At 52.4% G+C, this 25460-nt stretch carries 29 protein-coding genes and 2 tRNA genes; 20 read left to right on the plus strand and 11 right to left on the minus strand.

Translation table 11 applies throughout. The features are described from left to right. Positions 1-4 precede the first annotated feature (4 nt). A complete protein-coding gene (locus EPO04_00305; GenBank protein TAK89545.1) occupies positions 5-631 on the minus strand; it encodes a hypothetical protein in 627 nt (208 codons plus the stop codon). A 180-nt stretch (positions 632-811) separates the two neighbouring features. On the opposite strand from EPO04_00305, the gene uvrA reads away from it, so the two are divergent. Both uvrA and EPO04_00315 read left to right on the plus strand, forming a co-directional pair. Further along, positions 812-3652 (plus strand): excinuclease ABC subunit UvrA, encoded by a 2841-nt coding sequence (uvrA, locus tag EPO04_00310; GenBank protein TAK89546.1) that lies wholly within the window; start codon positions 812-814, stop codon positions 3650-3652. Further along, positions 3624-4199 (plus strand): hypothetical protein, encoded by a 576-nt coding sequence (locus EPO04_00315; protein TAK89547.1) that lies wholly within the window; start codon positions 3624-3626, stop codon positions 4197-4199. Before uvrA ends, EPO04_00315 begins: the two co-directional genes overlap by 29 nt. Before the next feature lie 40 nt (positions 4200-4239). Here the strand turns inward: EPO04_00315 and EPO04_00320 are convergent, their stop codons facing one another. From EPO04_00320 to EPO04_00330, 3 genes are all read right to left on the minus strand, one after another. After that, a complete protein-coding gene (locus EPO04_00320) occupies positions 4240-4590 on the minus strand; it encodes a hypothetical protein (protein ID TAK89548.1) in 351 nt (116 codons plus the stop codon). A gap of 219 nt (positions 4591-4809) precedes the next feature. Beyond that, positions 4810-5211, minus strand: a complete 402-nt coding sequence (locus EPO04_00325; GenBank protein ID TAK89549.1) for a hypothetical protein — start codon at positions 5209-5211, stop codon at positions 4810-4812. Continuing rightward, entirely contained in the window at positions 5204-5596 is a 393-nt protein-coding gene (locus tag EPO04_00330) for a hypothetical protein (GenBank protein ID TAK89550.1), read from the minus strand. The genes EPO04_00325 and EPO04_00330 overlap by 8 nt, the downstream gene beginning before the upstream one ends. A gap of 67 nt (positions 5597-5663) precedes the next feature. Here EPO04_00330 and EPO04_00335 point away from each other — a divergent pair, with 67 nt between their 5' ends. The 8 genes from EPO04_00335 to EPO04_00370 all read left to right on the plus strand — a co-directional run bounded on the left by EPO04_00335 (position 5664) and on the right by EPO04_00370 (position 13208). Continuing rightward, complete coding sequence (locus EPO04_00335; protein TAK89551.1) at positions 5664-7151, plus strand: excinuclease ABC subunit UvrC; 1488 nt, start codon at positions 5664-5666, stop codon at positions 7149-7151. A gap of 13 nt (positions 7152-7164) precedes the next feature. Then, positions 7165-7536 (plus strand): response regulator, encoded by a 372-nt coding sequence (locus EPO04_00340; protein TAK89552.1) that lies wholly within the window; start codon positions 7165-7167, stop codon positions 7534-7536. Next, complete coding sequence (locus EPO04_00345; protein TAK89553.1) at positions 7533-7901, plus strand: phage holin family protein; 369 nt, start codon at positions 7533-7535, stop codon at positions 7899-7901. The genes EPO04_00340 and EPO04_00345 overlap by 4 nt, the downstream gene beginning before the upstream one ends. A 28-nt stretch (positions 7902-7929) precedes the next feature. Further along, positions 7930-8109, plus strand: a complete 180-nt coding sequence (gene secG / locus EPO04_00350) for a preprotein translocase subunit SecG (protein TAK89785.1) — start codon at positions 7930-7932, stop codon at positions 8107-8109. Between the two features lie 9 nt (positions 8110-8118). Beyond that, the gene (locus EPO04_00355; GenBank protein TAK89554.1) at positions 8119-9876 is read left to right on the plus strand and encodes a hypothetical protein; all 1758 of its coding nucleotides are present in this window, start codon (positions 8119-8121) and stop codon (positions 9874-9876) included. A gap of 52 nt (positions 9877-9928) precedes the next feature. Continuing rightward, positions 9929-10014 (plus strand) — tRNA-Leu (locus tag EPO04_00360). A 54-nt stretch (positions 10015-10068) separates the two neighbouring features. Further along, on the plus strand, positions 10069-10773 hold the full coding sequence (locus tag EPO04_00365) for a hypothetical protein (GenBank protein TAK89555.1): 705 nt from the start codon (positions 10069-10071) through the stop codon (positions 10771-10773). Positions 10774-10865: 92 nt separating this feature from the next. Then, complete coding sequence (locus tag EPO04_00370) at positions 10866-13208, plus strand: hypothetical protein (GenBank protein ID TAK89556.1); 2343 nt, start codon at positions 10866-10868, stop codon at positions 13206-13208. Here EPO04_00370 and EPO04_00375 read toward each other — a convergent pair. Beyond that, positions 13205-13642, minus strand: coding sequence for a hypothetical protein (locus tag EPO04_00375; GenBank protein TAK89557.1), 438 nt, complete (start codon positions 13640-13642; stop codon positions 13205-13207). The two genes, EPO04_00370 and EPO04_00375, sit on opposite strands and share 4 nt — an antisense overlap. On the opposite strand from EPO04_00375, the gene EPO04_00380 reads away from it, so the two are divergent. After that, the gene (locus EPO04_00380) at positions 13620-15089 is read left to right on the plus strand and encodes a hypothetical protein (protein ID TAK89558.1); all 1470 of its coding nucleotides are present in this window, start codon (positions 13620-13622) and stop codon (positions 15087-15089) included. The two genes, EPO04_00375 and EPO04_00380, sit on opposite strands and share 23 nt — an antisense overlap. On the opposite strand, the gene EPO04_00385 is transcribed toward EPO04_00380, so the two are convergent. After that, a complete protein-coding gene (locus EPO04_00385) occupies positions 15086-15856 on the minus strand; it encodes a hypothetical protein (GenBank protein TAK89559.1) in 771 nt (256 codons plus the stop codon). The genes EPO04_00380 and EPO04_00385 overlap by 4 nt on opposite strands. Positions 15857-15931: 75 nt before the next feature. Here EPO04_00385 and EPO04_00390 point away from each other — a divergent pair, with 75 nt between their 5' ends. The 7 genes from EPO04_00390 to EPO04_00420 all read left to right on the plus strand — a co-directional run bounded on the left by EPO04_00390 (position 15932) and on the right by EPO04_00420 (position 21542). Next, positions 15932-17566: an FAD-binding oxidoreductase gene (locus tag EPO04_00390; GenBank protein ID TAK89560.1), complete on the plus strand. Its 1635-nt coding sequence runs from the start codon at positions 15932-15934 to the stop codon at positions 17564-17566. Between the two features lie 11 nt (positions 17567-17577). Beyond that, positions 17578-17916, plus strand: coding sequence for a hypothetical protein (locus EPO04_00395; protein TAK89561.1), 339 nt, complete (start codon positions 17578-17580; stop codon positions 17914-17916). A 35-nt stretch (positions 17917-17951) separates the two neighbouring features. Continuing rightward, positions 17952-18038, plus strand: a tRNA-Leu gene (locus EPO04_00400). 64 nt (positions 18039-18102) lie between these two features. Beyond that, positions 18103-18621 carry a hypothetical protein gene (locus EPO04_00405; GenBank protein TAK89562.1) on the plus strand — a complete coding sequence of 173 codons (519 nt, stop codon included), beginning with the start codon at positions 18103-18105 and terminating at the stop codon, positions 18619-18621. Between the two features lie 79 nt (positions 18622-18700). Continuing rightward, entirely contained in the window at positions 18701-19615 is a 915-nt protein-coding gene (locus EPO04_00410; GenBank protein ID TAK89563.1) for a hypothetical protein, read from the plus strand. A gap of 60 nt (positions 19616-19675) precedes the next feature. After that, positions 19676-20434, plus strand: coding sequence for an ABC transporter ATP-binding protein (locus EPO04_00415; GenBank protein ID TAK89564.1), 759 nt, complete (start codon positions 19676-19678; stop codon positions 20432-20434). Position 20435: 1 nt separating this feature from the next. Further along, positions 20436-21542 carry an ABC transporter permease gene (locus EPO04_00420; protein ID TAK89565.1) on the plus strand — a complete coding sequence of 369 codons (1107 nt, stop codon included), beginning with the start codon at positions 20436-20438 and terminating at the stop codon, positions 21540-21542. 17 nt (positions 21543-21559) lie between these two features. On the opposite strand, the gene EPO04_00425 is transcribed toward EPO04_00420, so the two are convergent. Then, on the minus strand, positions 21560-21937 hold the full coding sequence (locus EPO04_00425; protein ID TAK89566.1) for a cupin domain-containing protein: 378 nt from the start codon (positions 21935-21937) through the stop codon (positions 21560-21562). A 68-nt stretch (positions 21938-22005) separates the two neighbouring features. On the opposite strand from EPO04_00425, the gene EPO04_00430 reads away from it, so the two are divergent. Further along, positions 22006-22704 (plus strand): DUF4190 domain-containing protein, encoded by a 699-nt coding sequence (locus EPO04_00430; GenBank protein ID TAK89567.1) that lies wholly within the window; start codon positions 22006-22008, stop codon positions 22702-22704. A gap of 83 nt (positions 22705-22787) precedes the next feature. Here the strand turns inward: EPO04_00430 and EPO04_00435 are convergent, their stop codons facing one another. Then, a complete protein-coding gene (locus EPO04_00435; GenBank protein TAK89568.1) occupies positions 22788-23108 on the minus strand; it encodes a hypothetical protein in 321 nt (106 codons plus the stop codon). A 214-nt stretch (positions 23109-23322) separates the two neighbouring features. Between EPO04_00435 and EPO04_00440 the strand changes: the two genes are divergently transcribed. After that, positions 23323-24129: a hypothetical protein gene (locus tag EPO04_00440; GenBank protein TAK89569.1), complete on the plus strand. Its 807-nt coding sequence runs from the start codon at positions 23323-23325 to the stop codon at positions 24127-24129. A 69-nt stretch (positions 24130-24198) separates the two neighbouring features. Here the strand turns inward: EPO04_00440 and EPO04_00445 are convergent, their stop codons facing one another. From EPO04_00445 to EPO04_00455, 3 genes are all read right to left on the minus strand, one after another. Beyond that, positions 24199-24387: a hypothetical protein gene (locus EPO04_00445; GenBank protein TAK89570.1), complete on the minus strand. Its 189-nt coding sequence runs from the start codon at positions 24385-24387 to the stop codon at positions 24199-24201. Positions 24388-24598: 211 nt separating this feature from the next. Beyond that, positions 24599-24835: a hypothetical protein gene (locus tag EPO04_00450; GenBank protein ID TAK89571.1), complete on the minus strand. Its 237-nt coding sequence runs from the start codon at positions 24833-24835 to the stop codon at positions 24599-24601. A 20-nt stretch (positions 24836-24855) separates the two neighbouring features. Further along, positions 24856-25458, minus strand: a complete 603-nt coding sequence (locus EPO04_00455) for a dihydrofolate reductase (GenBank protein ID TAK89572.1) — start codon at positions 25456-25458, stop codon at positions 24856-24858. Positions 25459-25460: the final 2 nt, after the last annotated feature.

A 25460-nucleotide genomic window follows, 5' to 3' on the forward strand; every position in this document is an offset into this window, starting at 1 on the left:
GTCACTATCGCCAGCGAGACCGGCGGTACTGCTTGGTGTTCGCCTGCGTGCGCCAGTACGGGTTGGGCTTTTCGACTCGTATCTTGTCGTATGAGATGCAGAGCCACCAAAAGCAGAGAAAAACGAAACAGAACCCCCTCATGAGCATTTCCTCGTAATTCCACGATGCGAAGGCGAGGCTAGCGATGCCACAACCTAGCAGCATGAATACAAAGAACGGCATGACGAAAAGATCGTGATGGATCTTACTCGCCATCCAGGCCTCTTCGTCCTGCATGCGGTTTTCGGGTCGGTTACGCTCGCCTTCGCGAAACTGCCATCCGACGCTGAAGGCAAATAGCAGAATGACAATCTGTCCCCCAACCAGGGTCCATTCGCTCACCCTTACATCTAGGGTGTCAAAGGTGCTGACTAGACAGGCTACGGCGACCCCTAGGAATACCTCGCCGAAGTAGCCGAGCCAGTTGTCTTTGAGGCGCCAAGAGAAGTGGCGATCTTCGCCGAACTCGACCAAGATGAAAGTCCAGATGTGCGAGACCAGCAGGGAGCCTAGGAGGGCGCCCCAAAAGCCGTGGTCGAAGATCCAGCTGAGAAACGGGATCCAGATGTGGAGCTGTTCAGAGGGAGACATGGTGTCATTCCAATCTGTCGAAGTTGTCGATGAACTGCCTGCGCGGCATTATGCCATAATTTGTGCAAATTTACAATTGCGATGTGGTGGTAATAAGTTGGATGGGCGGCACTCTAGCCAAAACCGCTTTTTCTGTGTATAATCCTAACTTGATTTTATGCGGGGACAATTGGTTTGAGTATGCAAGACAAGATCGTGGTACGGGGCGCACGTGAGCACAACCTCAAAGACATTAATGTTGAGATTCCACGCGACAAACTAGTAGTTATTACGGGGCTGTCTGGCTCCGGTAAATCGTCGCTCGCCTTCGATACCATTTACGCCGAGGGACAGCGTCGGTATGTCGAAAGCCTCAGCGCTTACGCTCGTCAGTTCCTGGGCTTAATGGAAAAGCCCGACGTCGATCAAATCGACGGCCTCAGCCCGGCAATTTCAATCGACCAAAAGTCGAGCAGCCGTAACCCTCGCTCAACCGTTGGTACGGTTACCGAGATTTACGATTACATGCGCCTGCTGTGGGCGCGCGTTGGTGTTCCGCACTGCCCAATTTGTGGTAAAGAAGTGGTGCGTCAGACCAGTGGCCAGATCGTGGAGCAGATCGTTAAGCTGCCCGAGGGTACTCGAATTATGGTCTTGGCCCCAGTGGTCGACGACAAAAAGGGTGAGCATCGTAATGTGGCTGCAGATCTTAAAAAGGCCGGCTTCTCACGTCTACGTGTGGACGGCCGCGTCATCGACATCGACGACTTCCCCGATCTCGACAAAAAGCGCAAGCACACCATCGAGGCGGTGGTGGACCGCATGGTGGTGGAGGACGAATCACGCCAGCGGATGACCGACTCAGTAGAGCAGGCGCTGGCTTTGGCCGAAGGCATCGTTAACATCAATCAGCCCGATGAGGACAAAACCCAGAGCTTTAGCGAGCACTACGCCTGCCCGGTTCATCGCGAGGTTAGTCTGCCCGAGGTGGCACCACGAAACTTTTCGTTTAACTCGCCCCACGGGGCCTGTCCGCATTGTACCGGCCTTGGCACCAAGCTAGAGGTCGACCCTGAGCTGGTGATCCCTAATCGGCGCCTAACTCTGGCCGAAGGGGCAATTCGCCCATGGTCGCGCACCACCGCGCGGGTAACCTGGTATACCCGATTGCTTGAAGGCGTGGCCAAAGAGTTTGGTTTTTCGCTAGACGTACCGGTTAGTCAGATGAAGCCAGAGGATTTAAAGATTATTTTGTACGGTGCCGGTGACCAGCCGCTAAAAATGCGCGGTCCGGGTGGACGAACCTACAACACTACCTACGAAGGCGTGATCCCTAATTTGGAGCGTCGTTATCATGAGACCGACTCTGACTTTGTGCGGCGCGATATCGGCAAGTACATGGCCGAGCGTGAATGCCAGGTCTGCCACGGCAAGCGCCTCAAGCCCGAGATTTTAGCGGTCACCATTGCTGGCGAGTCGATTGTGGACGTAACCACTCGCTCGATTAATGATGCCGCCACTTTCTTTAATGGTCTTGAAATGAATGAGCGTGATGCCAAAATTTCTTACCAAATTCTTAAAGAGATTAGGGCGCGTTTAAGCTTTTTGCAAGATGTTGGTCTGACCTACCTCACCTTGGACCGGAGCGCTAACACCCTGGCCGGAGGCGAGGCTCAGCGTATTCGTTTAGCGACCCAAATTGGGTCAAGCCTAATGGGTGTGCTCTACATTTTGGATGAACCGTCGATCGGTCTGCATCAGCGCGACAACGATCGCTTGATCTCAACCCTGGTACGCCTGCGTGACCTGGGTAACACCGTAATCGTGGTAGAGCATGACGAAGACACCATGCGCACCGCCGACTGGTTGATTGATATCGGACCCCGCGCTGGTGAGCACGGTGGCGAGGTGGTCAGCGCCGGTAAGCCCGAGGACGTAATTAATGATCCTAAAAGTCTAACCGGAGCTTATTTAGCCGGTAAAAAAGAGATTGCGGTGCCGGCTAAGCGCCGTAAAGGCAGCGGTAAGTCGCTGACGATTAAGGGCGCCCGTGAGCATAATCTTAAAAACATTGATATTGATATTCCACTTAGTAAGTTCGTGACCGTCACGGGAGTGTCCGGCAGCGGTAAGTCCAGCTTAATTAACGACATTCTGGCTAAAAAGCTGGCTCAAACCTTCCACCGGGCTGGTGATGTGCCGGGTAAGCATGATGAAATTGAGGGCACTCAAAATCTCGACAAGGTGATTAGCGTCGATCAGTCACCAATTGGGCGAACACCCCGCTCCAACCCCGCCACCTATACTGGCGTGTTTGGCGATATTCGAGACCTGTTTGCGGCTACGCCCGAGGCCAAGCTGCGTGGCTACAAGGCCGGGCGATTCAGCTTTAACGTTAAGGGTGGGCGCTGTGAGGTGTGTCGAGGTGACGGTATCATCAAGATCGAGATGCATTTTCTGCCCGACGTGTACGTGACCTGCGAGGAGTGTAAGGGTCGGCGCTACAACCGTGAGGCGCTCGATATTCACTACAAGGGCAAGAACATCAGCGAGGTGCTTGATATGACTGTGGAGGAGGCGCTGACCTTCTTTGAAAACATTCCATCGGTTAAGCGCAAGATCGACACGCTGTTTAGCGTTGGCTTGGGTTACATTCGCTTAGGTCAACCGGCCACCACGCTGTCTGGCGGTGAGGCCCAGCGCATTAAGCTGGCCACCGAGCTGGCGCGGCGTAGCACCGGCAAGACGCTCTACATCCTAGACGAGCCAACCACCGGATTGCACTTTGAGGATGTTAATAAGCTTCTCGAGGTACTTAACGCCCTGGTCGACAGCGGTAACACCGTTCTAGTTATTGAACACAACCTCGACATCATTAAGAGCTCCGATTGGATTATCGATATGGGCCCCGAAGGCGGCGATGGAGGTGGTACTATGATTGCAAGCGGTACGCCCGAAAAGGTGGCCGAGGTAACCGGCTCTCACACCGGTAAATATCTAAAGAGGATCTTAAGTGACACCCGAACAACGTCAGCCAAGTGACGATACATTAAAGCCAGAGGCGAACGCCGAGCTGCTGGCCAAGGTTGAGTCTCAGTTCGCCGATGAGCGCGAAAAGGATAACCCACTGTATAAGTGGCTTCTATCTAAGGAGCGGCCGGTAACAGATGAGCTTGAGGAGGGTCTGCCCGAGATAGTTCAGTCCTATCTCCGCTTTTTGCGTGAGACAACGGAAAACTCAGATATAGCTCGGTTGAAAAGCCAGCTCAAGTTACGCCCAGATAATCGAGTAAATAAAGAAGGGGCGTTTGGATCCAAGAGCCCACTTCGTCCCCTTATTGGAGGGCTTTCTGAGTCGATGGACAAGATGGGGTATCGCGATCAGGTAAGTCTGCTAGCCGATGCCCGATTACGTGGTGAGCTGACAGCGGCTTACGAGGTTGCGGCGCATATTATCCGTACTGAAGCAGCTGATGATCCCGAGGCCAAACACCCAACTGTTGTGAGCAATCCACTGAGCGACACCCAGTTTATGCACGAAGCGGCTCGCTACGTTATGGCTGAGCAGAAGAAAAATAATATTTCATAGTTAAAAACAGAGAACCCACCGAAGTGAGTCCTCGGTGGGTCTAGGCGGTGGTGATGGTTGCTGCTGGGTCTGCGTTTGGCAGAGGGTCTTTCTTGCCGTCAACCCTAGCCTTGATTCGGGTGCATTTGTCGTCGGCGTTGATGAACCAGTGACCGTGATGTAGGTCGGCGGCTCCCTTGCATAGCAGGGTATTGGTGGCATTGCCGCGCCGAACGTCGATCTTGTAGGTCACGTAATCGTAATCCTCATGAGGATCGACGTCGTACCACCGTGGGTGATACTGCTCGATGAAGGCCAGCTTTTCGCGTTCATCGGCTTGAATCTGTGCTGCGTGCTCTTGTTCGCTCGCCTCATCGCTGAGGTAGGGCGCGCGCATGATCAAGACGGCCATCACTATCGCTGTGCAAGCTACTCCAAACAGCAGGAGGATAGTGCCCCTGTATTGACCCTGCGTATTCGGCTTTTGTCCGCTCGGATCCACTTTCACCATAGCTATCTCAGTTTCTATCTCACTCGAGCGTGGAGATCAGACGCATCTGTAAAAGATTAGTAACAATACCATTAAGTTATATATTTTACAAGTAGAAGGCCCGCCGAAGCGGGCCTGTAATCACTCAATGTGCCAGTTGGTCAGTAGGCCGGTGTACCACTCATCGTTGTCGACAATCCACTTGGCGAACGTAACAATGTCGATGTGGCTGAAGTCCATGGTGTCAACAATTGGGGACAAGGTGCTCAGTACGGCAAACCGAAGGAAGTCCTTGATCACCTCTCGGCAGGCCGGGTGGGCAAAGAAGGCTTTCAGCTCCTCCTCGCGCGGATGAAACTCGGTGACTTCTGGTGGCGACAGAATGCTGACTTCTTGCTCCGGGTGCTCCTTGGCGACCCGAATTGCGTCTTTCGCTCGATTGAGGGCCTCTTCCCCGCCTTCCGGGAACTGAGCCGGGTGAGTCTCGGCTCGTCGAATCAGTAGCTCAAGATCTTCAACCGAAATAGTGACAGCTTCAGTCATTGTTATCGTCTTTCTGTGGGTATTGGCTTTCAATTAGCTGATCAAGCTGGGCTATCTCGCCTTGGAGCTGTGTGGACGGCACGAGAAAGTAGACCCAGACGCCATGGCCCTTTTGGGCGCTTGAACGACCAAACTCCTTACGTCGGTCAAGAATCCCTTTGTGACGAAGCAGTTCAAGGGTTTGATAGGTGGTTTGCCAGCTCCATACCTTAAAGCCGGTCTCTCCATAGATGACATCGGTTTCTTCGTTTGGGTAGCCGCGGTTGCTGCCGTGTAGGACTGGGACTTCAGCGTGCAGTTCTGAGGCGGTCATATCCCGGCCATCCATCATTTCTAGAATGATGCTGCTCCGCTCTTCACTCGACATGCTCTGACGGCTTGCCATTTTGACCTCGGTGCTCGTAGTTGTACGCACATCTGTTATAACACGCTTAAATGGTAGAATATAGTCAATGAAAGTTACCGAAGCGGTTAAGGAAAAGTTAAAACAACTTCCCAAGGAGCCCGGCGTCTACTTTATGAAGGACGAGGCGGGGAAGATTATTTACATTGGCAAGGCGGCGATTTTAAAGAACCGAGTCAGTTCATATTTCCAGACTCGCAAGGATCGTGACGTAAAGACCGAGATCTTGGTAGGCAAGATTGCCAACTTGGACTGGATAACGGTTGATAGTGAGGTTGAGGCGCTCTTTTTGGAGTCCGAGTTCATTAAGCGCTACATGCCGCAGTACAACATCGACCTGCGTGATGATAAGCATTTTTTGTACATCCGGATTCCGATGAAGGATGAGTGGCCGGTGATTAGTTTTGTGCGCCGCCCGCTGGATGATGGAGCCGATTACTTTGGGCCGTACACTGGTGGCGGTGACGCGATCCGCAAGGCGATGCGTCAGCTGCGCAAGGTGTTCCCGTACGTGACTCACCCAGTGAGCCCAATGCCTAAGCGGGGTTGCTTGCAGTTCCATTTGGGATTGTGTCCGGGGCCGGAGGAGAACGCAATTAGCTCGAGTGATTATAAGCGTAGTCTACGCCGGCTAATGATGTACTTTCGCGGTGAGAAAACCAAGTTGATGAAAGATCTTGAAAAGGAGATGCAGCAGGCGGCCAAAAAGAAGGATTTTGAGTTGGCCGGGGAGCGGCGAGATCAGCTGCGGAATTTGGAAGCGCTGGGTAGGCAGATGATATTTGGTGACAAGGAGACCTTTGATCTGACGCTGGACCAGGCTCTGGTTGGCTTGTCGGATCGATTGGGCCTTAAAGGGATGCCACGGCGGATGGAGGCCTATGATATCTCGCATTTTCAGGGCACCGACAACGTGGCCAGTATGGTGGTGTTTCAAGATGGGGTGCCGAACAAGGAGGAGTATCGTCGGTTCAAGATGCGAGTTCCCGGTAATGACGATTTTGCTCACATGCGCGAGGTGATTCGGCGGCGGTTTAGCGGTAAGAACCTGGAGAAATGGCCAAAGCCCGATTTGGTGTTAATTGACGGTGGTAAGGGGCAGCTGGGGGCTGCACTGGGTGTGATGGATGAGCTGGGAATTGATATTCCGGCAATTGGTTTAGCTAAGCGCGAGGAAGAGATTATTCGCCGAGGCGATGGTTCTCGGATTGATCCGGATAAGGCCGGTGACGAAAGGTGGGTGGAGCAGCATGTTAAGTACGAGCTGATTGTGTTGCCGCATAGTTCGCACGTGTTGCAGTTGCTACAGCGGATTCGCGACGAAGCGCACCGGTTTGCGGTGACCTACCATAGCCTGCTGCGTGGTAAGCGGCAGACCAGCTCGCTACTAGATGGTATCCCGGGCGTGGGGCCGGCAACTCGAAAACTACTAGTTAAACGATTTGGCAGCGTGGCTGGGGTTAAGCAGGCTAGTTTTGAGGAGTTGGTCGCGGCGGTTGGTCGATCGCGAGCCGAGTCAATATCGCGCCATTTATGATATTATTAAAGCCATGAGCGCACCTGTAGTTTACGTAATTGATGATGATACCGCCCTGCGCACAGCTTACGCTTCGGCGTTACACAAGCTGGGTCTGGAGGTTGAGACCGGTACCGATGGTCTTGAGGCTAAGGAGCTGGTTCAAAAGGCGACACCCGACATCATGCTTCTTGATATGTTGATGCCAAACATGGACGGTTTAACCTTTTTGCATTATTTGCGGGAACACGCTAAATATGACGATGTTTTGGTAGTGGTGGCCAGTAATTTTCCGACCATGCCAGAACTGGACGGCTTGAGGGTATCGAAGTTTCTGCCAAAGCAAAAACACACACCAGAACAGGTGGCCGAAGCCGTAGCGGAAATTGTAAAGGCCAAGGTATGATTCGAACCTTCTTGCTGCGCTGGATGATAAACTTTTTAGGTTTGTGGGCGGCCGCCTCAATCCTTTCGGGAGTGAACTACCAGGGGGAGATTCAGGTGGTGGTAATTGCGGCTCTAATTTTTTCGATCATCAATGCTTTTATTCGCCCTTTGGTGGTTTTACTGGCGCTACCGGCCATTGTGTTGACATTAGGGCTCTTTACCTTGGTGGTAAATGCCTTTATGCTGTATCTGGTTACAGTATTTTACGATTCGTTCCAGGTTAGCTCGTTCTGGCAGGCCCTAGTGGCTGTTGGCATTGTCTGGATCGTCAACTATCTGTTCACTGATTTAATTGAAGGAGGCAAGCGTGCGAACGCTGTTTAACTACATTAGCGTTATTTCGGGGCTATTGATGATTGCGACCATTTTGTTGCAACAGCGTGGCTCAAGCCTGGGAGCTGGTTTTGGTGGTGGCGATACCGCTCTTTACCAAACCAAGCGAGGCGCCGAGAAGGTGTTTTATTACAGCACCATCTTTTTAGCGGTTATCTTTGTGGTATCGGTAGTGTTAAGTATTTTGGCTAAACGCTAAAACCAAGCTATGCTCACCTATCTCAAGTTTAAATGGCAACGAGTGGCTCGTAGGTGGTGGCGCAACGGCTTAAAGTCGATCACCACCGGTCGGGCCTACCTGCGATATCGAGTGTGGGGACGCTGGCAGCAGCTAGCCATGATTCGCCGCTTTGTGGTGGTTTGGTGGGCGATAGTTTTGGTTTGCGGCGTGGGTCTGTTGTGGCAGACGCGTCACGTGGTGGCCGAAAGCGCGGTGTTAAAGCCGTTAGCCGGCGGACGCTATACCGAGGCGGTGTTTGGGGATATGACAACAATCAATCCGATTCTGCCAACCACTAGCGCTGGGTCTGATGCCAGTCGCTTGGTGTTTAACGGCTTGACCGCTTTTAACACGCAGGGGGAGCTTAAGGGTGACTTAGCCGAACGCTGGGATGTTAGCCCGGACGGCAAAACCTATACCTTCCACTTACGCCAGGGCGTAACTTGGCACGATGGGGTGCCGTTTACATCGCAAGATGTGTTGTTTACACTAACCGCGATTCAGAACCCCGATACGCGTTCGCCGCTGGCCCCAACCTGGAAGGGTGTTACCGCCGAGGCGCCCGATGATCAAACGGTGGTGTTTAAGCTGCCCAAGCCGTATACGCCTTTTGTTAACGCTACTACCGTTGGTATTTTGCCGCGGCATAGCTTGGAGCGGACCGAACCGCGGCTGCTGCGAATCAGTGATTTTAATCAGCACCCAATCGGAACCGGTCCGTACCGAGTCCGCCAGCTGTATGCCGAGCGAGGAGAGCTAGAGCTGCAGGCTAATGGTGATTACTTTAAGGGTCAGCCCTACATCCAAGCCATAGTCCTGCGTAGCTATGAGAGTTCTGATGATGCGCTCCAGGCCTACCGCCGCCGTCAGGTTATGGGCATTGCTCAGCTGCGCCCCGGACAGGTGTCAGAGGCCGCCGAAACAGGTACGCTTAAGCTGCACGAAGCCGGTGTTCCCGACAGAGTGGGAGTCTTCTTTAAAACTAAAAGCGGTATTACGTCAGATAAGGCGGTGAGAGCGGCATTAGCGCTGGCTACCGACCGGGGAGAGATCGTTAAGAACGAGTTTGACGGCTACGCCAGTACGGCTAGCAGCCCTTTAATTGCTCCTAAAATGAGCTCGGTTGGCTTGGCTCAGCCTTCTCGCACCAATATTGAGGCGGCCAAAGCCAGTTTAGAGGCGGCCGGCTGGAAGGTTGGTGCCGATGGTGTAAGAACCAAAAACGGTCAGCCTTTGACGCTTAAGCTGGTTACTCAGTCACAAACCGCCTATGGCGCGGTAGCTCATCGGCTGCAAGAGCAGTGGCGGGCGGCAGGAGTAAAGCTGGAGGTAGAGGAGGTGTCGGCCGAAACCCTGCAACAAAGCCATATCCGCCCGCGCAACTACGATGTTTTACTCTACGCCATTAATCTTGGTGCCGACCCCGATGTTTATGCTTTTTGGCACAGCTCGCAGGCGGCTGACCCGGGCCTCAACCTGTCGACCTACAATTCGAAAACCGCCGATGCGGCCCTGGAGGCCGGCCGGATCGTGCGCGACGGCCCAACCCGCGCGGCCAAATACCGCAACTTTATTCAAGCTTGGGTCCAAGACACGCCGGCGATTATGCTGTACACGCCTACATACATATACGCGGTTGATCGGGAGGTTAGGGGGATCGACATCAAGCGATTGGTCTACCCGTCGGATCGGTTTGACCAAGTTGAGCGGTGGTCGGTTCGGGTTCAGCCGGTCGCAGCCCGTTAGGGTATAGCTCTAGCCGACAAAATAGGGTATAGTGGTGAGTCGTAGCCACCAAGGGCGAGTGGTGAAATGGTAGACACGCTAGATTCAGGTTCTAGTGAGCGCAAGCTCGTGGAGGTTCAAGTCCTCTCTCGCCCACCATTGCACTTATGCTTACCGTGTGAGATTATTTGAAATAATAAACATGGTTGCCAAATGCTAAGAAAACAAAATGGGTTTACGGCCGTAGAAGGCGTCTTAGTAGTGTTGCTAATTGTAGCGATCGGCGCCGCCGGCTACTTTGCTTACCAAGTCAGAACTCAATCATCCGATCCAACCAGCCAGTCGCAGCCAAAAGCTAAAGCGGCACCCAAGGTCGAGCTAACGACTTATAGCTCAAAAACAATGCCTGGTGTCAGCTTTCAATATCCGCAAAACTGGAAGGTTGAGGAGAAAGTTGCCGGCGACCCAGGGAATGAGGGTGATGTTCCGTCTGCCGAAAAACTTACTCTAAGTAGTCCATCAGGAGCGGTTAAACTTACTTGGACTTCTGGGCTTGTTGGTATCGGCGGAGCTTGTAATGATGGCTCCTATCCCGGTGATGATTTAGCTCTGTGCACCCTATATGAAGTTATTAACAGCCATAAGCTAAAAAATGCCAACCTATACTCTGTATCAGGTGTTTACACGCAGGTTGGCGATAGCCCGACGGCCTACCTGGCCATACAGGCAAGTGATGGCGTCATTAAGACGCGCCGCAGCTTTTCGGGCGAGTTAGTTAGCGGCGGCGAGGCGGGGGCTTACATGCTGGTAGTGTCACCTGTAGCAAAGTCTGCTACCAAGGCCGAGGCAGAGGCTGCACTCAAGAGTAGCGACATGGTTACCGGCCAAGCCATTATCGATTCATTTACTAAAAAGTAAATTTTAAAAGGCCCGACCTCCAAAAAGACTTGACACCACAAATAGTGGGTGTAGGGTAAACGTAAGCACTATAAAATAAAAAGTTGCTATAAATGCCCAAAAAATCAACAGGACTACTTAGAAGACGGCGATTTCGCAAGCGTGATCTGTTGTTCGTGGCGGCATTATTTTCGCTGGTTGGCATGCTGGCAATTATTAGCACCTTTGCAGCCACCTTTACTACGGTTGAGGCCGGCACTCTAAAGTACAACAAAGTAGCTAATATTGCTGGTCAAAACGGCGGCAGAGCGGCAGCCATGTACTGGGGCGCTACCGGCACCGGCAATGTTAGTTTGCCCACCAAAACTACCAGTGTAACGGTTTACGCTCGCGGCGATCAGTGTCAGGGCGCTCCGCAGATGACGTTAACGATTGACGGTCAACAGGTGGCTAACCAGGCGGTTACCGCCACCGGGTGGAAGGCTTACACCGTACCGGTAAATATTGAGGCCGGCAGTCATGCGCTAGCGGTTGGGTTTACCAATGATGCGGTGGTGGCAAATGGCAACAAAAACAACGTCACGACCTACTGCGATCGTAACCTGTACGTTGACCGTTTAGTATTTACCGGCCTGGACAAGCCGGCCACCTTAAGCACCAATGTAGAGGCGGAAATAATGAGCTCAAACTTGAGTCAGGTGGTAGATGGCTCGGTTAAGGACGGTAAGGCTCGAGCCTTTTACCAAAACGCGACTGCCAGTACCGGTGTGATACTGCCAAACGCGGTCAACCAGATCAAGCTGGTAGCTAAGGGTGATCAGTGCCAGGGCGCACCAAACGTAAAGGTGACGGTTGATGGTAAGTCGGTGGTTAGTCGAGCCGTTACGGGGCGAAACTGGGGTGAGTATGTCTCGACGGTTAACATTCCAGCCGGTAGCCACAAGGTTGGCATTGAGTTTACCAATGATGTTTATATTGCCGCCACGCGCTGTGATCGCAACCTGTACGTTGACCGCTTGGTACTAACCGGACCGGCACCGGCACCAAAACCTCCAGTGGCTCAACCAGCCGCTAGTAAGCCGCCGACACCAACGGTGCCAACCACTCCAGCCGCTCAATCGGTAGCAACCTACAGCCCAACGGCACCGTATACCATCATCATGATTGGTTGGCGGCCGTACGAAAAAGAGTATGCCCAGCTGGCGAATACCAAGACCAACTTGGTTTATCGATCGATTGAACGTACACCAAACGGCCAAGGCAAGTGGCCCAAGCTGGATCAGTGGGAGGCAGCCAACTACCGTTACTACAACAATGTGGCTGGATCCGACTGGGCTTCGAGCGGGGCCGGTGGTGCCTGTAAGAACATCAACCTGGCCTACATGGACCAGCGTTACAGCGACGAGTTGCTCCAGCGTAAAGGCAATATTGGCTACTATATGCACGAGATGGTGGCGCTGAATGCGGCTTGTAACGGCTGGAACTGGACGGCGGCGGCTCAATCAATCGACTGGGCCAGGATTAACAACTGGATGCTGCAAGCTAAGGCGCAAAACAAAAAGGTGATATGGTCGGAGCCGGCTCAGGGCTGGAACGCCATCCGCTCAAACCCGACCTTCCAGGCGGTAGCGCCGTACTGGAAAGAGTCAATGGTGCCAATGTTTGCCACCAACTTCCGCACCCCATCTTTCAATCATGTGCCATACGCTCGCGATGGAGCCACGGCGGTGGCGCGACAGTTTGGCACCCCAGTAGGTGAAAGCGTGCAGTCCTGGTACTTCCGTGAAGGCTACAACGACTTAACCACCAGTGCTACGGTCGGCTTGGCCAACTACGGGCTAGAGGTTGGTTCAACCTATTACCAAATTGAAGGTACCTATGGCGATATGGCTTGGGGCACCGACTACATGAAGGGCATTCTGGCCTTTAGCAAAACATTAGGTCCGGCCGGCAGCCCGGTGCCTGCTCCCGTGGTGGTTGTGCCTCCGGTGGCGGCGTCGCAGTCAACCGTCGCTAAAAAGCCGCTCTACCAGCTTTGGAACAACGTTACTTCGGACCACATGTACACCACTAGCGAGACCGAAAAGAATCAACTTATTGCCACTAAAGGTTACGTCGACCAAGGTATCGCCGGGTACGTTTACGAAAAATCGGTACCAGGCAGCGTACCGCTATATCGCCTTTATTCGGCTAATTTAACCGATCACTTTTACACCAACAGCGAAACCCAGCGCAGCCAGGCTAAAGCCGGCGGCGGCCGGTATGTCGATGAGGGTATAACCGGGTACGTTATGACCAGCCAGGTATCTGGTACCACACCACTGTACCAACTTTATAGCGGCGGGTATCCGGATCACTTTTACACCACTCAAACCTGGTCGCGTGATAGCGCCAAAGCCTCGTTCCGCAAGTATGTTGAGCAGGGCAATGCCGGCTACGTCTTTGTTAAACCCTAGTTAGTTTTATCGGAGTCTTTCGGTTTGTCTTTGTCTGGACGATGGATTTGTACGTCTTGCTTTAACGCCTTGGTGGCCTGCTGGGCCATACGTTCAATATGGTTGCGTGTGTGATGCAGCCAGCGCCGGGCCCATTCAAACTCAAGCGCTAAAATAGCCAAGCCGGCAGCTATCACCACAAAGCCGGGACCGGGCAGGGGGATTAGGGCAATTCCGATGGCAATAACCGGTATGCCAATGGTTAAAATTAGGATTCGCTTGCTAAACTGATAAATTCGCCTGCGCATAGCTGTATTGTATCGTATAATACAGCTTATGCAGCCACTACCATTATCTTCTGACGGCGATAAGCTAGTTTCACTTTTGCAGTCGGCCCCACCCGAACCGACCACCGCGCGTGATGTGGTGCATGTGGACGGAGTGGCCGGTCGCATCTATTTTGCCTATGAACAGCTTCGTAATGCCGCCGAGTACGGAGAACAGCACTTACTGTTACGCCGATCGATTGAGCGCTTTTTGCAGCGCAGCCTAAACTTTAATCATCCCGAAAAGCTAGCATTGGAGCTGGTGATTGAGCTAACACAAGCTCGTTACCTTAAAAACGATAGCGTGCCGCGTGAGGTGCTTAAGCAAATCGATGAGACCATTGCTGGTTTTTGTGAGGTTTATAAGCATACGCTGGCTGGTGGCCACCGCGAGCGGGCGACGGTGCGCATCTGGGTGTTGCAATCGGCCTCGGTTTACATTGAGCAGTTGATTTCGCCACAGCCGCGGACTCGGGCTTTTGTCGACTTTGCCTTCCAGCACTACCTGGAGTCGATTGAAGGCACCGACATCCGCCAAGGTTTAAGTGATCAGCAGTATGAAATCGCGGTGTACTGCGCCACTCACCGGGCCATCATGAAGTCCGACATTGCCACCGCTCGGGCCTATGCCGCGGCCAGTCGGATCGCCGCCGACACCAAGCAGGGTGATATGGAGTATTTTGTAACGATTAACAGCTATATCGACGAGCTGTTTAACGGCAAGGAAACCAACCGAATTATGCGCATGATTGGCCAGTATGGCGCCCCGATGCGCATTTTACGCGAAATGGTGGTGCCAAACCCGCAAGCCGAGAGTCTGTTGCATGATCGACCAAGCTTAATTGGCCGTTCGCGAGCGACATTGCAAGAGCAGTACTCGCTGACTCGCTCTCGCTTAAATAACGGTATTGTTCGTAGTGTGGCGTTTGTGGCCATTACTAAAATCTTAATTGGGCTGGTTTTGGAAATCCCGTATGACTTAATTCGCCACGGCGCCATCGTCTGGCCACCATTGATCATGAACGTGCTGTTTCCGCCACTATACATGGCAACGTTGGGTCTGAGCATTCGCCCGCCGTCGCAAAAGAACTCCGAGATTGTGGTGGGGTATATCGACCGCATTTTGTACCAAACCGGCCGTTCACCCATAAAGTACCGCTTACGACGACGGGTGAGCTCAGCCGCGCTTAACCGCACCTTCAACCTGCTTTACGGTGTGGTAGTGGTTAGCTGGGTGGTTATTTTAACCTGGATTTTGGCCCAACTTGGGTTTAACTTAATGAGCGGCATCATCTTCTTTGTCTTCCTGTCGACGGTCAGCTTCTTGGGCTTCCGCTTAACTCAAACCGCTCGCGAGTTCGAAATGATTGAGGGCCGCCGCAGCTTCTTTGGCCTATTATCCGACTTCTTTTACACTCCGTTTATTCGGATTGGTCACTGGCTGTCCGACCGCTACGCTAGGGTCAACGTGGTGGCGCGAATCCTCGACATCTTAATTGAGATGCCCTTAAAGTTTGGTCTGCGCTTCTTGCGTGAGTGGATGGGCTTTTTACGCGACAAGCAGGAAGAGCTTTAATTTTTAGCGATTAGGACCGGTTCGGGTAGCTCAATCACCTTTGCTACGCCATTGGTGTAGTAGGAGTCTCCATTTGGGTCTTTAGCTGGCTTATCTTTATGAATTGGCTGGTTGAACTGGTAGCTCTCGCCTAGAATGCCACCATGCTTTAGTAGCTCTTCAACAATATAATCGCGTTCCCAGTCGATGTCGGGGTCCTTAAAGTGGTGCACAAACGGCGGGCGAAACTTAAACTTAAACGATTTTTCGAAGGTGGCGGCACCAACCCATACCCGCTGACCACTGCGTAGCACATGCCGCGTCCGCCACAGCCGAATATGATGCCGCTGGGCATAGCCATTATCGGTTATTTTTTGAAAGGATATATCCTGCAGTCCAACGCTAATAAACAGCGGCATAAAGGGGCCCTTGCGGTAGTTTTTATTAAACAGGCTAGAAGCAAAACCCAGCGTTACGTGGATTGGGGTGGAGGGGTGAGCCCCATCCCAGCCGGCTTCGGCAAAGGCGTGATTAATGGCTTTTTCTGAACCCACAAAAACCAGGTTGATTGGATCCATTTTGCGGCCAAAAATGGTTTGGCAGTAGCGCGGTAGCCGGTCAACAATATCCTGGCTAATGACGTGATGCTTGGTTTGGCGAAAATCACGGGGCTTATACAGTTTTTCGAGGGTGGTAACGTGGAATAAGGTGGATAACAATCGGGCCGAAGTGATGGCCGCAAACCCAATGGTGATTCGAACTAACCAGTTTTTATATACGCGTTTCATGTGGATGTATTATGCCTGATAACCTCGCAGTAGTCGAGGCTAGCGACAGGGAAACAAAGCTGTTATGCTAATACCATGAAGCAAGCTCAAATCAAGGAACTACGATCACAGATTCACGGGGAGGTTACCGACAGCAAGGAGGCTCGTGAATATTTTTCGACCGACGGCAGTATTTTTAAGATTATGCCCAGCGCGGTGGTTTACCCAAAATCTACCACCGACGTGCAGCATACGGTAGCGCTAGCGGCTAAATCGGCCGACAAGCCAAGCAAACGGTTTAACATTGTTGCTCGCGGCAAGGGCACCGATCAGGGTGGAGCGGCGTTGGGCGACGGCGCCATGGTGGTGTTCCCGGCCCACATGAACAAGCTGCTCCGCCTCACCAAGGATACCGTCACGGTGCAGCCGGGCATGCTGTTTGGCACCCTGCAAAAGATTCTGCACAGCCATGGCCGCTTTTTGCCGCCTTACCCTTCGTCAATCGATTACGCCACTATGGGTGGAGCGGTGGCCAACAACACCTGTGGCGAGATGACCTACAAGTATGGTTCAACCGCCGACTGGGTAGAAAGTATGAAAGTTGTTTTAGACGACGCCTCGGTAATTGAGACCAAGCGACTCAGCCGCCGTGAGCTCAACCGCAAAAAGGGCCAGATGACCCGTGAGGGCGATATTTACCGCGGTATCGACGGCTTGTTGCACGATAATGCGGCTCTAATCGCTTCGAGCCAGCCTCGCACTAGTAAAAACTCGGCCGGTTACCGACTCAGCCACATTAAGGGTAAGGGAGGCTCGTTTGATCTGAGCCAACTGTTTATTGGCGCTCAGGGCACCCTGGGAACGGTTACGCAAATCACCTTCCGTACCGCTCCGTACCAGGCCCATACCACCCTAACGGTAGGCTATTTTGATAACCTTGATAAGGCCAGCGAGGCGGTGCTTAAAATCCAAAAGCATAAACCGGCCGCCATGGAGGTGGTCGACTATTATCTGCTCAAATTCCTCAAGGAGCATCAACCCGAAACGCTAGAAGGCCTGGTGCCCGAAGGCGACCTGCCGAAGGCGGTGATCCTGATTGAGTACGACAACCAGTCGCATCTGCGCCAAAACATTCTTAGCCGCCGTACCGAAAAGATTCTGTCTAAACTAGCCACCAGCCACGTTACCACCACCAATCCGCGAACCGAACACCGCTTGTGGGCGATCCGCCATAGTGCGGCCGCGGTTATATGGATGAACAATGGCCCCAAAAAAGCTCTACCAATCATCGAAGACAGCTGTGTGCCGGTTGAAAAAATGCCGGAATTCCTTGATGGCGTCTACAAAATTCTCAACAAGCATAAACTGGAGATTGCGGTTTGGGGTCATGCCGGTGATGCCAACTTCCACATGCAGCCGTTTATGGATCTGTCAAAATCCAAGGATCGCAAAAAGGTTTTCCAGGTAATGGATGAGTTTTACACCCTGGCGATTAAGATGGGCGGCACCACCGCCGGCGAACACAACGACGGTTTACTTCGCGCCCCTTATCTCGAAAAGTTGTATGGTAGAGATATGTACGACTTGTTTAAAGAGGTTAAAAAAATCTGCGATCCCAAGGGTATCTTTAATCCACGAATCAAGCTTGATGTTAAAAAGAAAGATTTGGAGTCGATCGTGCGTCATGAATATTCGATGAAGCACCTGTACGATCACATGCCAACCACCTAAAAGGAGTCAGTATGTTATTTATTCACCGCCGCACACCCAAAGCCAGATTTGTTAGCTGGGCCTTCTTTTGTCTGCTAATCTTGTTTCTTGCCATCGCTACGCAGCGACCGCAGGTTGGCTTAGCCGGTGCCGGCGCTATTTTAATTTTGCTGGCCCTAACCGTTGAGGCCAACAAGGAGCGAATCTGGAAGGATTACAAAAAGGGCTATAAGTACAAAAAGGGGAGCTGGTTGCCAAAAGCTTGGACCGAGCCAACTCAAACCTACTACAACCTCAACGTTTACGTCTTGTGGCCAGCGGTGTTTGTGGTTGGATTTGTTGCAATCGCCACCGCCTACTTTATTAGCTAGATTAGGCGTGCTACAATTTGACGGTTCAAACCCACGCGGATGTGGTGGAATGGTAGACACGCCAGCTTGAGGGGCTGGTGGCCGTATAGGTCGTGGAGGTTCAAGTCCTCTCATCCGCACCAGGAATTATTAAGATCGAACCAATGTGATTATGCTTGCAAAGCAGCTTAAAATGCCTCATAACTAATGCAACTTCTCGTGTCCGCAAATCTGCGTGCTGCTCAGTACGCAGCGAGCGACCACGAGGAGACGCACATGCCGCAGCACACTATCTTTCTTGCCAAGATCACACAGCTGAACCATCTCAGTAAGTCGGAGACGGTCGAGGTTGAGATCGATGCTCTCGATCCCGAGGCCGTGGAGTGGGACAACAACACGATTCACTTCACGCTCCATGCCCTGCAGTTCGCCGTCCCGGATGGACCCAAGCCTGAGAGCGTTGAATACGCCAACGGTCAGCTGCGTTGGGGTAGCTACAGCTGCTTCCCGTTCGCCCGCCACGATCCAGCTGAGGTCTACTTCACCGAACCGCTGATGTGGACGCTCAAGAAGGCCATGTGCGAAGGAACGGCTTCGTATGCTCAGGCCCGGGCCTGGATGAGGGAACATGGTCTCACTGAGGCACTACAGGCCGGGGACCGCACTTTCTACGACCCTGCCAATCCTCGGTTCATCATTCTCCAGCCCGTGACCACCTTCGCGTAGATCACCCGTGTTGTACTTAGACCCCGTCTCGTCAAGAGGCGGGGTCCCTCGTTTTGCTACTCGATTTTACCCCCATTTTATGGTACTCTTATCCATTGCCATGAATATCAAACATATTGCCATCATCTATAACCCCAAGAGCACCGGCGACTCGACCGCAGCCTCGCAGCAGCTTTACCACGACGTCCGCGAGCACCTGCCACATACCGGCGTGGAGCTAATGCCCACCAAATATCGTGGTCATGCCGCCGACTTAACCGAGATTTTGGGTCAAACCCGCACTGGCGTGGTGGTGGTTTCGGTTGGTGGAGACGGAACTTATAACGAGGTGATCAACGGGGCGATGCGAGTGGCGCCAAGCCGCCGCCCTGTTTTGGTGCCATTTGCGGCTGGTAACGCCAACGATCACAGTCGCGAGCTACTAGGTGACGCCAAGGTGATGAGCCAGTTGATTGCCGGTGACACTCAGGTTATCGATTTGCTGCGCTTGTCGGTTCACAACCCTACCGGCGACGATGTTTTGCTGCACGCCCATTCTTACATCGGCTTTGGTGCCAGTGGGCGAGTGGCGCGCCTGTTGGATGAGCGCAACTTTGGGCCGATTAGCGAAAAGCTGATAGCGCTGGGTGAGATCTTGAGCCCGAGCGAGTTTAGCGCGGTGGTTAACGGGCACAGTAAAAAGCTGTATAGCATCGTGTGTAGCAACGTGTCGGTAATGGGCAAGTACTTAAAGGTAAGCCACCAAGCCGACTTGAGTGACGGCCACTTTGAGGTGGTTGAAACCGAGGCCCATTCACGTTTGGAGCTACTAAAAGAGGTTAGTCAGACCGCTACCGGTCAGCCGGCCGCAACCAAGAGAGTGCAAAGTTACAGCATGATGCTGATGGACGGAGTTCAGGCTCAGTTGGACGGCGAGCCAATCAGTTTGTCTAAGGCCTCAACGGTGTTTGTTACGGTTGAGCGCGAGGCGATTCGAACCTTAGCGGGTGAGTAAATTACCAATTTTAGCCACAAGTGTTTACACGTTAACTAATGCGTCTTATAGTGGTTATATATGTCAAAAGCATTAATAACAGTAGATGATGTCCGTAAGGATTATGATGATTTTCAGGCAGTCCGTGGCGTTAGCTTTGAGGTAAAGCGCGGCGAGGTGTTTGGTATTTTGGGGCCAAACGGCGCCGGCAAAACCACCACGCTGGAAATGATGGAGGGCCTACGCGAGATTTCGAGTGGTAGCGTAGTGCTAGATGAAATAGATGTTAAAAAGCACCCATACGATGTTCGCAAGATTATTGGCGTGCAGCTGCAGTCCTCATCCTTTTTTGAAAACAGTACGCTGGTTGAGCTGCTAACCGCTTTTGCCGCCATGTACAATCAGCGGGTTGAGCCAATCAAGTTGCTAGAGAGAGTCGGACTGGCCGAGAAAGCCAAGAGCTACCCGGAGCACCTGTCGGGTGGCCAGCGCCAACGCTTTAGTATCGCGGTGGCCTTGGTGCACGAACCGAAGGTGCTGTTTTTGGATGAGCCAACCACCGGTCTTGACCCGCAGGCTCGTCGCAACCTGTGGGAGCTGGTGCAGGAGATCCAAAAAGATGGCATTACCGTTATTTTGACCACTCACTATATGGAGGAGGCGCAGGTGCTGTGCGACCGCATTGCCATCATGGATGAGGGCAAGATAATTGCGCTAGATACACCGGACAAGCTAATAAAAGATCTGCTCAAGCGTGGCTTTAAGCCGCACGTCGAGGTGCAAAAGGCCACGCTTGAAGACGTCTTTATTGATTTAACCGGCAAGGATTTAAGGGATTAATATGCGCGGGTACCTGTTTACAATCAGCCAGCTAACCAAGCTACTGGTGCGGCGCTACTTCCGTAGTCGCATAGCCATCTTCTTTTCGGTGTTCTTCCCGCTATTACTCTTGTTTGTGTTTGGCTTTTTATACAGCAACAACAAAGACGTGTCGTTTAAGGTGGCGCTATTTAATAACTCAAACACCGAGTTCGCTAAACAGTTTGCTACCAACTTAGACCAAGTAAAGGCCTTGAGCATCCAAAAAGATCTCACCGATATGGACGCGGCTAAAGAAAAAATGAACCGCAGCGAAATCGATGCCATTATTGAGCTGCCACCCGAGTTTGGCCAGATCAACAGTCAGAACTTCCCCAGCGGACAGGTTAAGGTGCTGTACTCGCAGAACAGCCAGCAAGCTGGGCAGACCATTGGCTCGGTACTGCAGGGCATTCTGGATGGCGTAAACGTGCAGCTAACCAAGATACAGCCGCCGCTTACAGTTAAGGCGGAGTCTACAGCCGACCAGGGCCTCACCGCCTTCGACTACGCCTTCCCTGGGCTGATTGGGTTCTCGTTGCTGGGTCTGGGCATCTTTGGTCCGCTCAACATGCTCCCGGCCGAAAAGAAGACCGGGGCGCTAACTCGTTTGCGGGTGACGCCGCTTCGCCCATCTCAGTTCATCATCTCGTACATGTTCTCATCGCTAGCAACCGGAGTGCTATCCATTACGGCCATGTTCTTGGTGGCGATTACCTTGTTTGAGTTCCACCTGGTCGGTAATCTGCTGGTCTTTGCTCTGTTCACCATCTTTGGCGCGATCATGATCTTTGGTATCGGTGTCGGCGTCGGCGGCTGGGCCAGTGACGAAAAGCAGGCGGCTCCACTAGGGAACATCATAACCTTCCCAATGATGTTCCTGTCCGGTATTTTCTTCCCCCGTTACCTAATGCCGGAGTGGCTACAGGGCGTAACGCAGTTTATTCCGCTAACTCCGGTGATTGATGGCATGCGCCTGATCTTAACCGAGGGCAAAACCTTTATTGATCTTGGTCCCCAGTTGGGCTTGATGGCCATCTGGACGGTGGTGGTTTACACCATTGCCTTCCGCGTCTTCCGCTGGGATTGAAAACTCAGTAAAAGGCGCTACTTTACCATGATGGTGTCGTTGCCATCGCGGTTGGGTGCACCGGTAATCAACACCTCCAAGCCATCATCGCCGGCTGTAAGCGTGCGAACCACCTCTGGGCCAACTCGTACCGCATCAAGCGGTTTAAGCTCAACCACCTCATCATCCAGTAGCATCTGGCCGCTACCACTCAGCACAATAAACACCTCTTCTTGGTATTCGTGTTTGTGCTTAAATGGGATGTTGCGATTAGGCAAAACCTTTTGATACCCCAGTCCCGACTCCGTTAGGTTGAGCGGCTTGGTAGCAAACCGCGCCTCCATGTCTTTATCGTGACCATACTTAGGTGACATGTTTTCGAGTTCGGCGAGATTGAGATGAGTGTAGTTAGACATATGACGATTTTAGCACGCGGTTCAAAACAGGCGTATAATAGAGGTATAGCTTAGCGAAAGGTCTTGCCATGGCCGACCAGAACATTACAACCACCAAAACCAACACACTCGCAATTGCGGGCTTAATAACGGCCTTCTTTTTACCACTGGTCGGTCTGATCTGTTCAATAATTGGCCTGACGCAAATTAACAAACGTAAAGAACGTGGTAGGGGTTTAGCGATCTCGGGCATTGTGGTGTCGATTTTGGTTGGTATAGCCCAGCTAATCACACTGGTTATCGTTGTGGCGGCGATGAACTCCGGCGTAACGCTTACGACCTACCGCGACAACACCATTGGTTACAGCGTAAAGTACCCTGAAGGCTGGAATATTGCCCCGCAAAATGTAGAGGGCGTTCAGGGCATAATCATAAAAAAAGAGTATAAGCAGACCGGCAAATCTTACGGCCAGATTGAGGTTGGCTACTTTGCTCCGCCGGCCAACGGATACAGCCAAGACATCTTACAAGCCACCGCTGACGGAATTAAAAAGAGCAACAAAAACACCACCGTACTGTACGAAAACAAAAGTAGCGCGAACGGTTTAAGCACGCTAACATTGCTGACGACTTACGATGGCGAGACCGGAAAGATAAAGGCTAAGACCACAATTATGCTCAAAAAAGACAACGCCTTGTTTGTAATATCAACGCAGGCGCCAGAGGAAAACTGGGATAAGTACTCAGATAGCTTTGACGAGATTCATAACACCTTTACGCCAAATTAAACTAAATAATAACTAAAGTGAGAACGGGGCGGTGCGTATAGTGCACCACCCCGTTTGACAGCGTCGGCGCTAGGCGCCTAGGCTTACGACCAGCGGTCGAGAGCCGACTGGGCGGCCTGCTGGACCCGTGGGTCCAAGTCCTCCTTGGCCATCTTGCGCAGCTCGACCTTGTATTCCGGTCGGCAGCGCGGGATGCGCTCCTTGATTCGGATGCAGGTGTTCAGGCGCAGAACGGAACTGCCATCGCGCAACCACTTCAGAGAAGTAATTGTGCCGGAAACCGCGTCGAAGCTGGAGTCCTCGAGCTCCACAATGCCCTCGAAGAGGTCATCGAGCTCCTTGTCGGTCAGCGGCTCCTGCCAGTCGTCGAACTTCCGAGCGAGCGCTTCGATACGATCGTTCATGTCTCTCCCTGATGGGTCGAAGATGGACTAAAGTCTTAAGCTGTCAATATCCTCATCTATTTCTGAGGATGTTACATAATAGCATAAGTAGTATAAAAAGTCAATAGTACCTTGAATATTATGATCTGTTGAGGCATTAATGCCATCTGGAATTGTAAAAACTGATCTGAAGTCGTATACTGGGCCCACGTTCCAGATACGAAAGGACGTTGACATGAGTCAGCAGAAGACCAGCCGTCTGATCATTCAGGGTCAGCCGGATGACATTCGTCGTCGGTATCACCTCGATATCGACTTCCCGTTCGGCCACATCAACTTGAGCCCAGGGAAGCCAGACTCCGGCGGGTTGGTCCACTTCACCTACGGCTCCTTCGTTGGCTACTGGGCCAGTGCTTACCCAAGTCATTCCCAGATTCCGGGTCGCTTGCATCACATCATCAGCCAGATCGCTCGGGCCAGGTGGAGCAGCAACCTGCCGCTAGCTGGTGGGATTGCGGTACGTACCAATCACATGCGCGTGTTCATCAACAAGCGCATTCCCGCTAATAAGCGCCGCTCCGCTCTCCACCATCTCGACAATGTTGTCATCAAGGCGCTCGGCGCAGATCTGCGGCCGGATTACGACAGCGGGCAGATGTGGTACAACGACCCAGGGCCTCAGGTCGATGTGGTTCGCCCGGACTGGCAAGCTGGGGTTAACGTGTCCGATCCGGAAGGGGATCGTCGGATCAGGCTTGACCCTGACGTCAACTGGAAGACCTTCAGCGGCGAGCGTTTCGTCAACGTCAAGGAGCAGTTCTCGATCCATCGGATCCGTAGCTGGCCGAAGGAACAGATTGAGCTTCTGCATACGCTGTTCTGGTCGCAGGGGAGCGAGTCGTGCGACATCTTTCCTCCGCTCACTGGCAGCGGCATGGAGTTGACGTTGCGCAAGGGCTTGGCCTGGACGTGGGCGGACGTCAACCGCGAGTGGACCAATCGGTTCGCCACCGGCGTTGACCTGCGCGCCCTCGCGGCTTAGCCGTATCTAGAACAAAGAGGCCGAGCGTCATGCTCGGCCTCTAAGCGTTTTTATTACTGGTAGCTAGTGTTACTTCCAGCCGAAGGTCTGGCCTAATATCCACACGGTAATCGCAATGGAAATAAAGAACAGACCTAGACCTACTGGGCTACCCCAGCTGAACCACGAGCCCCACGAGCGCCAGTGCTTGAGGCTCTCGACGTGGCTCCAGTCGTACTCTTTTTCGTAGTCTCTGGGACTTTTACTTTCGTTTGCCATGGTTTTCTTTGTTATTTAATGAGAGTCTGTCGCCAAACGGAGTCGACTATGTCCGTGCGGTGCAGGCTTACCCATTCATTTGCAGGGGTCTTTGCGTCCGTCCATGGTGTTCGCCGAATGAGTGGCGCATGGATGCAAGGGACGACCCGATGCTGATATTTAAGCAAGAAAGTAGGGGAGTTTCAAGCGTTTACGGGTATAAGCGCAATAGCTAGTCACTAACTGTATGTATTGGCGGAATCGTTAGAGTAACGTCCATTAGGCTTGCGTACAGAATGGCAGTACGGAGTAGTTCTGGCTCATGAGCGAATGCGCCAAAGGTAAACATTGCGTAATCTAGCTTATTTTTCCTGGCGTCTTGAATGAAGTCAATGTAGGTCCCAGCGTCATTTTCTTTTAGGTAGGCTTCACAGTCTTCTATGTTGTTGGGTAAATCAATTGAGCTCATACTACTAGTTATCCTTTCGGTTAAAACGACCCTGTTTCTACCTTACCAGCCCGCTTGTAATTGGCAAAAATTACACCTTTGGGCGAGATCTTGGAATCGGTCAGCTTAAACGCCGCCGGCATGGTGCCCTCGGCAAATAAACGCTTGCCTTCACCAAGGGTAATGGGGAAGACCTTGAGCCAGAACTCATCTACCAGGTCGTGTTTCAATAACGTCTGAATCATGTTCCCGCTACCGTGAACCTGCAGTACCGGTCCATTGCTCTGCTTCAGCTTCTTAAGCTTAGCAACCACATCGCCAGCAACCAGCACCGAGTTTTCCCATTCCAGTTTGGGCTTAGAAGCTGATAGTACGTACTTGGTCGCCTTATTAAAGGGCGCACCCAGCGTGTCCGGACCCTGCTTCGGCCAATAATTGGCAAAAATATCGTAGGTCTTCCGGCCAAGCAGTAGATCATACGATCCATTCATTTGCTGGCTCATAACCTCACCAGAAAAATCGTCCCAGTATGGAACAGTCCAGCCACCATACTTAAAGCCGCCACTGGTATCTTCGTCTGGCCCGCCCGGTGCCTGCATAACCCCGTCGAGGCTAAGAAAGGTGAGTACAATAATCTTTCTCATAT

The sequence above is a fragment of the Patescibacteria group bacterium genome (assembly GCA_004297735.1).
In the GTDB taxonomy this organism is placed as follows: Bacteria; Patescibacteriota; Saccharimonadia; order UBA4664; family SCTI01; genus SCTI01.

What these genes read in the sequence shown, in the direction of transcription:
- EPO04_00305 (TAK89545.1), bottom strand. Translation starts at nt 631, where the DNA reads ATGTCTCCCTCTGAACAGCTCCACATCTGGATCCCGTTTCTCAGCTGG.
- uvrA (TAK89546.1), top strand. Translation starts at nt 812, where the DNA reads ATGCAAGACAAGATCGTGGTACGGGGCGCACGTGAGCACAACCTCAAA.
- EPO04_00320 (TAK89548.1), bottom strand. Translation starts at nt 4,590, where the DNA reads ATGGCCGTCTTGATCATGCGCGCGCCCTACCTCAGCGATGAGGCGAGC.
- EPO04_00325 (TAK89549.1), bottom strand. Translation starts at nt 5,211, where the DNA reads ATGACTGAAGCTGTCACTATTTCGGTTGAAGATCTTGAGCTACTGATT.
- EPO04_00330 (TAK89550.1), bottom strand. Translation starts at nt 5,596, where the DNA reads ATGGCAAGCCGTCAGAGCATGTCGAGTGAAGAGCGGAGCAGCATCATT.
- EPO04_00335 (TAK89551.1), top strand. Translation starts at nt 5,664, where the DNA reads ATGAAAGTTACCGAAGCGGTTAAGGAAAAGTTAAAACAACTTCCCAAG.
- EPO04_00340 (TAK89552.1), top strand. Translation starts at nt 7,165, where the DNA reads ATGAGCGCACCTGTAGTTTACGTAATTGATGATGATACCGCCCTGCGC.
- EPO04_00345 (TAK89553.1), top strand. Translation starts at nt 7,533, where the DNA reads ATGATTCGAACCTTCTTGCTGCGCTGGATGATAAACTTTTTAGGTTTG.
- secG (TAK89785.1), top strand. Translation starts at nt 7,930, where the DNA reads ATGATTGCGACCATTTTGTTGCAACAGCGTGGCTCAAGCCTGGGAGCT.
- EPO04_00355 (TAK89554.1), top strand. Translation starts at nt 8,119, where the DNA reads ATGCTCACCTATCTCAAGTTTAAATGGCAACGAGTGGCTCGTAGGTGG.
- EPO04_00365 (TAK89555.1), top strand. Translation starts at nt 10,069, where the DNA reads ATGCTAAGAAAACAAAATGGGTTTACGGCCGTAGAAGGCGTCTTAGTA.
- EPO04_00370 (TAK89556.1), top strand. Translation starts at nt 10,866, where the DNA reads ATGCCCAAAAAATCAACAGGACTACTTAGAAGACGGCGATTTCGCAAG.
- EPO04_00375 (TAK89557.1), bottom strand. Translation starts at nt 13,642, where the DNA reads ATGCGACCGGCCACTCCGTCCACATGCACCACATCACGCGCGGTGGTC.
- EPO04_00385 (TAK89559.1), bottom strand. Translation starts at nt 15,856, where the DNA reads ATGAAACGCGTATATAAAAACTGGTTAGTTCGAATCACCATTGGGTTT.
- EPO04_00390 (TAK89560.1), top strand. Translation starts at nt 15,932, where the DNA reads ATGAAGCAAGCTCAAATCAAGGAACTACGATCACAGATTCACGGGGAG.
- EPO04_00395 (TAK89561.1), top strand. Translation starts at nt 17,578, where the DNA reads ATGTTATTTATTCACCGCCGCACACCCAAAGCCAGATTTGTTAGCTGG.
- EPO04_00405 (TAK89562.1), top strand. Translation starts at nt 18,103, where the DNA reads ATGCAACTTCTCGTGTCCGCAAATCTGCGTGCTGCTCAGTACGCAGCG.
- EPO04_00410 (TAK89563.1), top strand. Translation starts at nt 18,701, where the DNA reads ATGGTACTCTTATCCATTGCCATGAATATCAAACATATTGCCATCATC.
- EPO04_00415 (TAK89564.1), top strand. Translation starts at nt 19,676, where the DNA reads ATGTCAAAAGCATTAATAACAGTAGATGATGTCCGTAAGGATTATGAT.
- EPO04_00420 (TAK89565.1), top strand. Translation starts at nt 20,436, where the DNA reads ATGCGCGGGTACCTGTTTACAATCAGCCAGCTAACCAAGCTACTGGTG.
- EPO04_00425 (TAK89566.1), bottom strand. Translation starts at nt 21,937, where the DNA reads ATGTCTAACTACACTCATCTCAATCTCGCCGAACTCGAAAACATGTCA.
- EPO04_00430 (TAK89567.1), top strand. Translation starts at nt 22,006, where the DNA reads ATGGCCGACCAGAACATTACAACCACCAAAACCAACACACTCGCAATT.
- EPO04_00435 (TAK89568.1), bottom strand. Translation starts at nt 23,108, where the DNA reads ATGAACGATCGTATCGAAGCGCTCGCTCGGAAGTTCGACGACTGGCAG.
- EPO04_00440 (TAK89569.1), top strand. Translation starts at nt 23,323, where the DNA reads ATGAGTCAGCAGAAGACCAGCCGTCTGATCATTCAGGGTCAGCCGGAT.
- EPO04_00445 (TAK89570.1), bottom strand. Translation starts at nt 24,387, where the DNA reads ATGGCAAACGAAAGTAAAAGTCCCAGAGACTACGAAAAAGAGTACGAC.
- EPO04_00450 (TAK89571.1), bottom strand. Translation starts at nt 24,835, where the DNA reads ATGAGCTCAATTGATTTACCCAACAACATAGAAGACTGTGAAGCCTAC.
- EPO04_00455 (TAK89572.1), bottom strand. Translation starts at nt 25,458, where the DNA reads ATGAGAAAGATTATTGTACTCACCTTTCTTAGCCTCGACGGGGTTATG.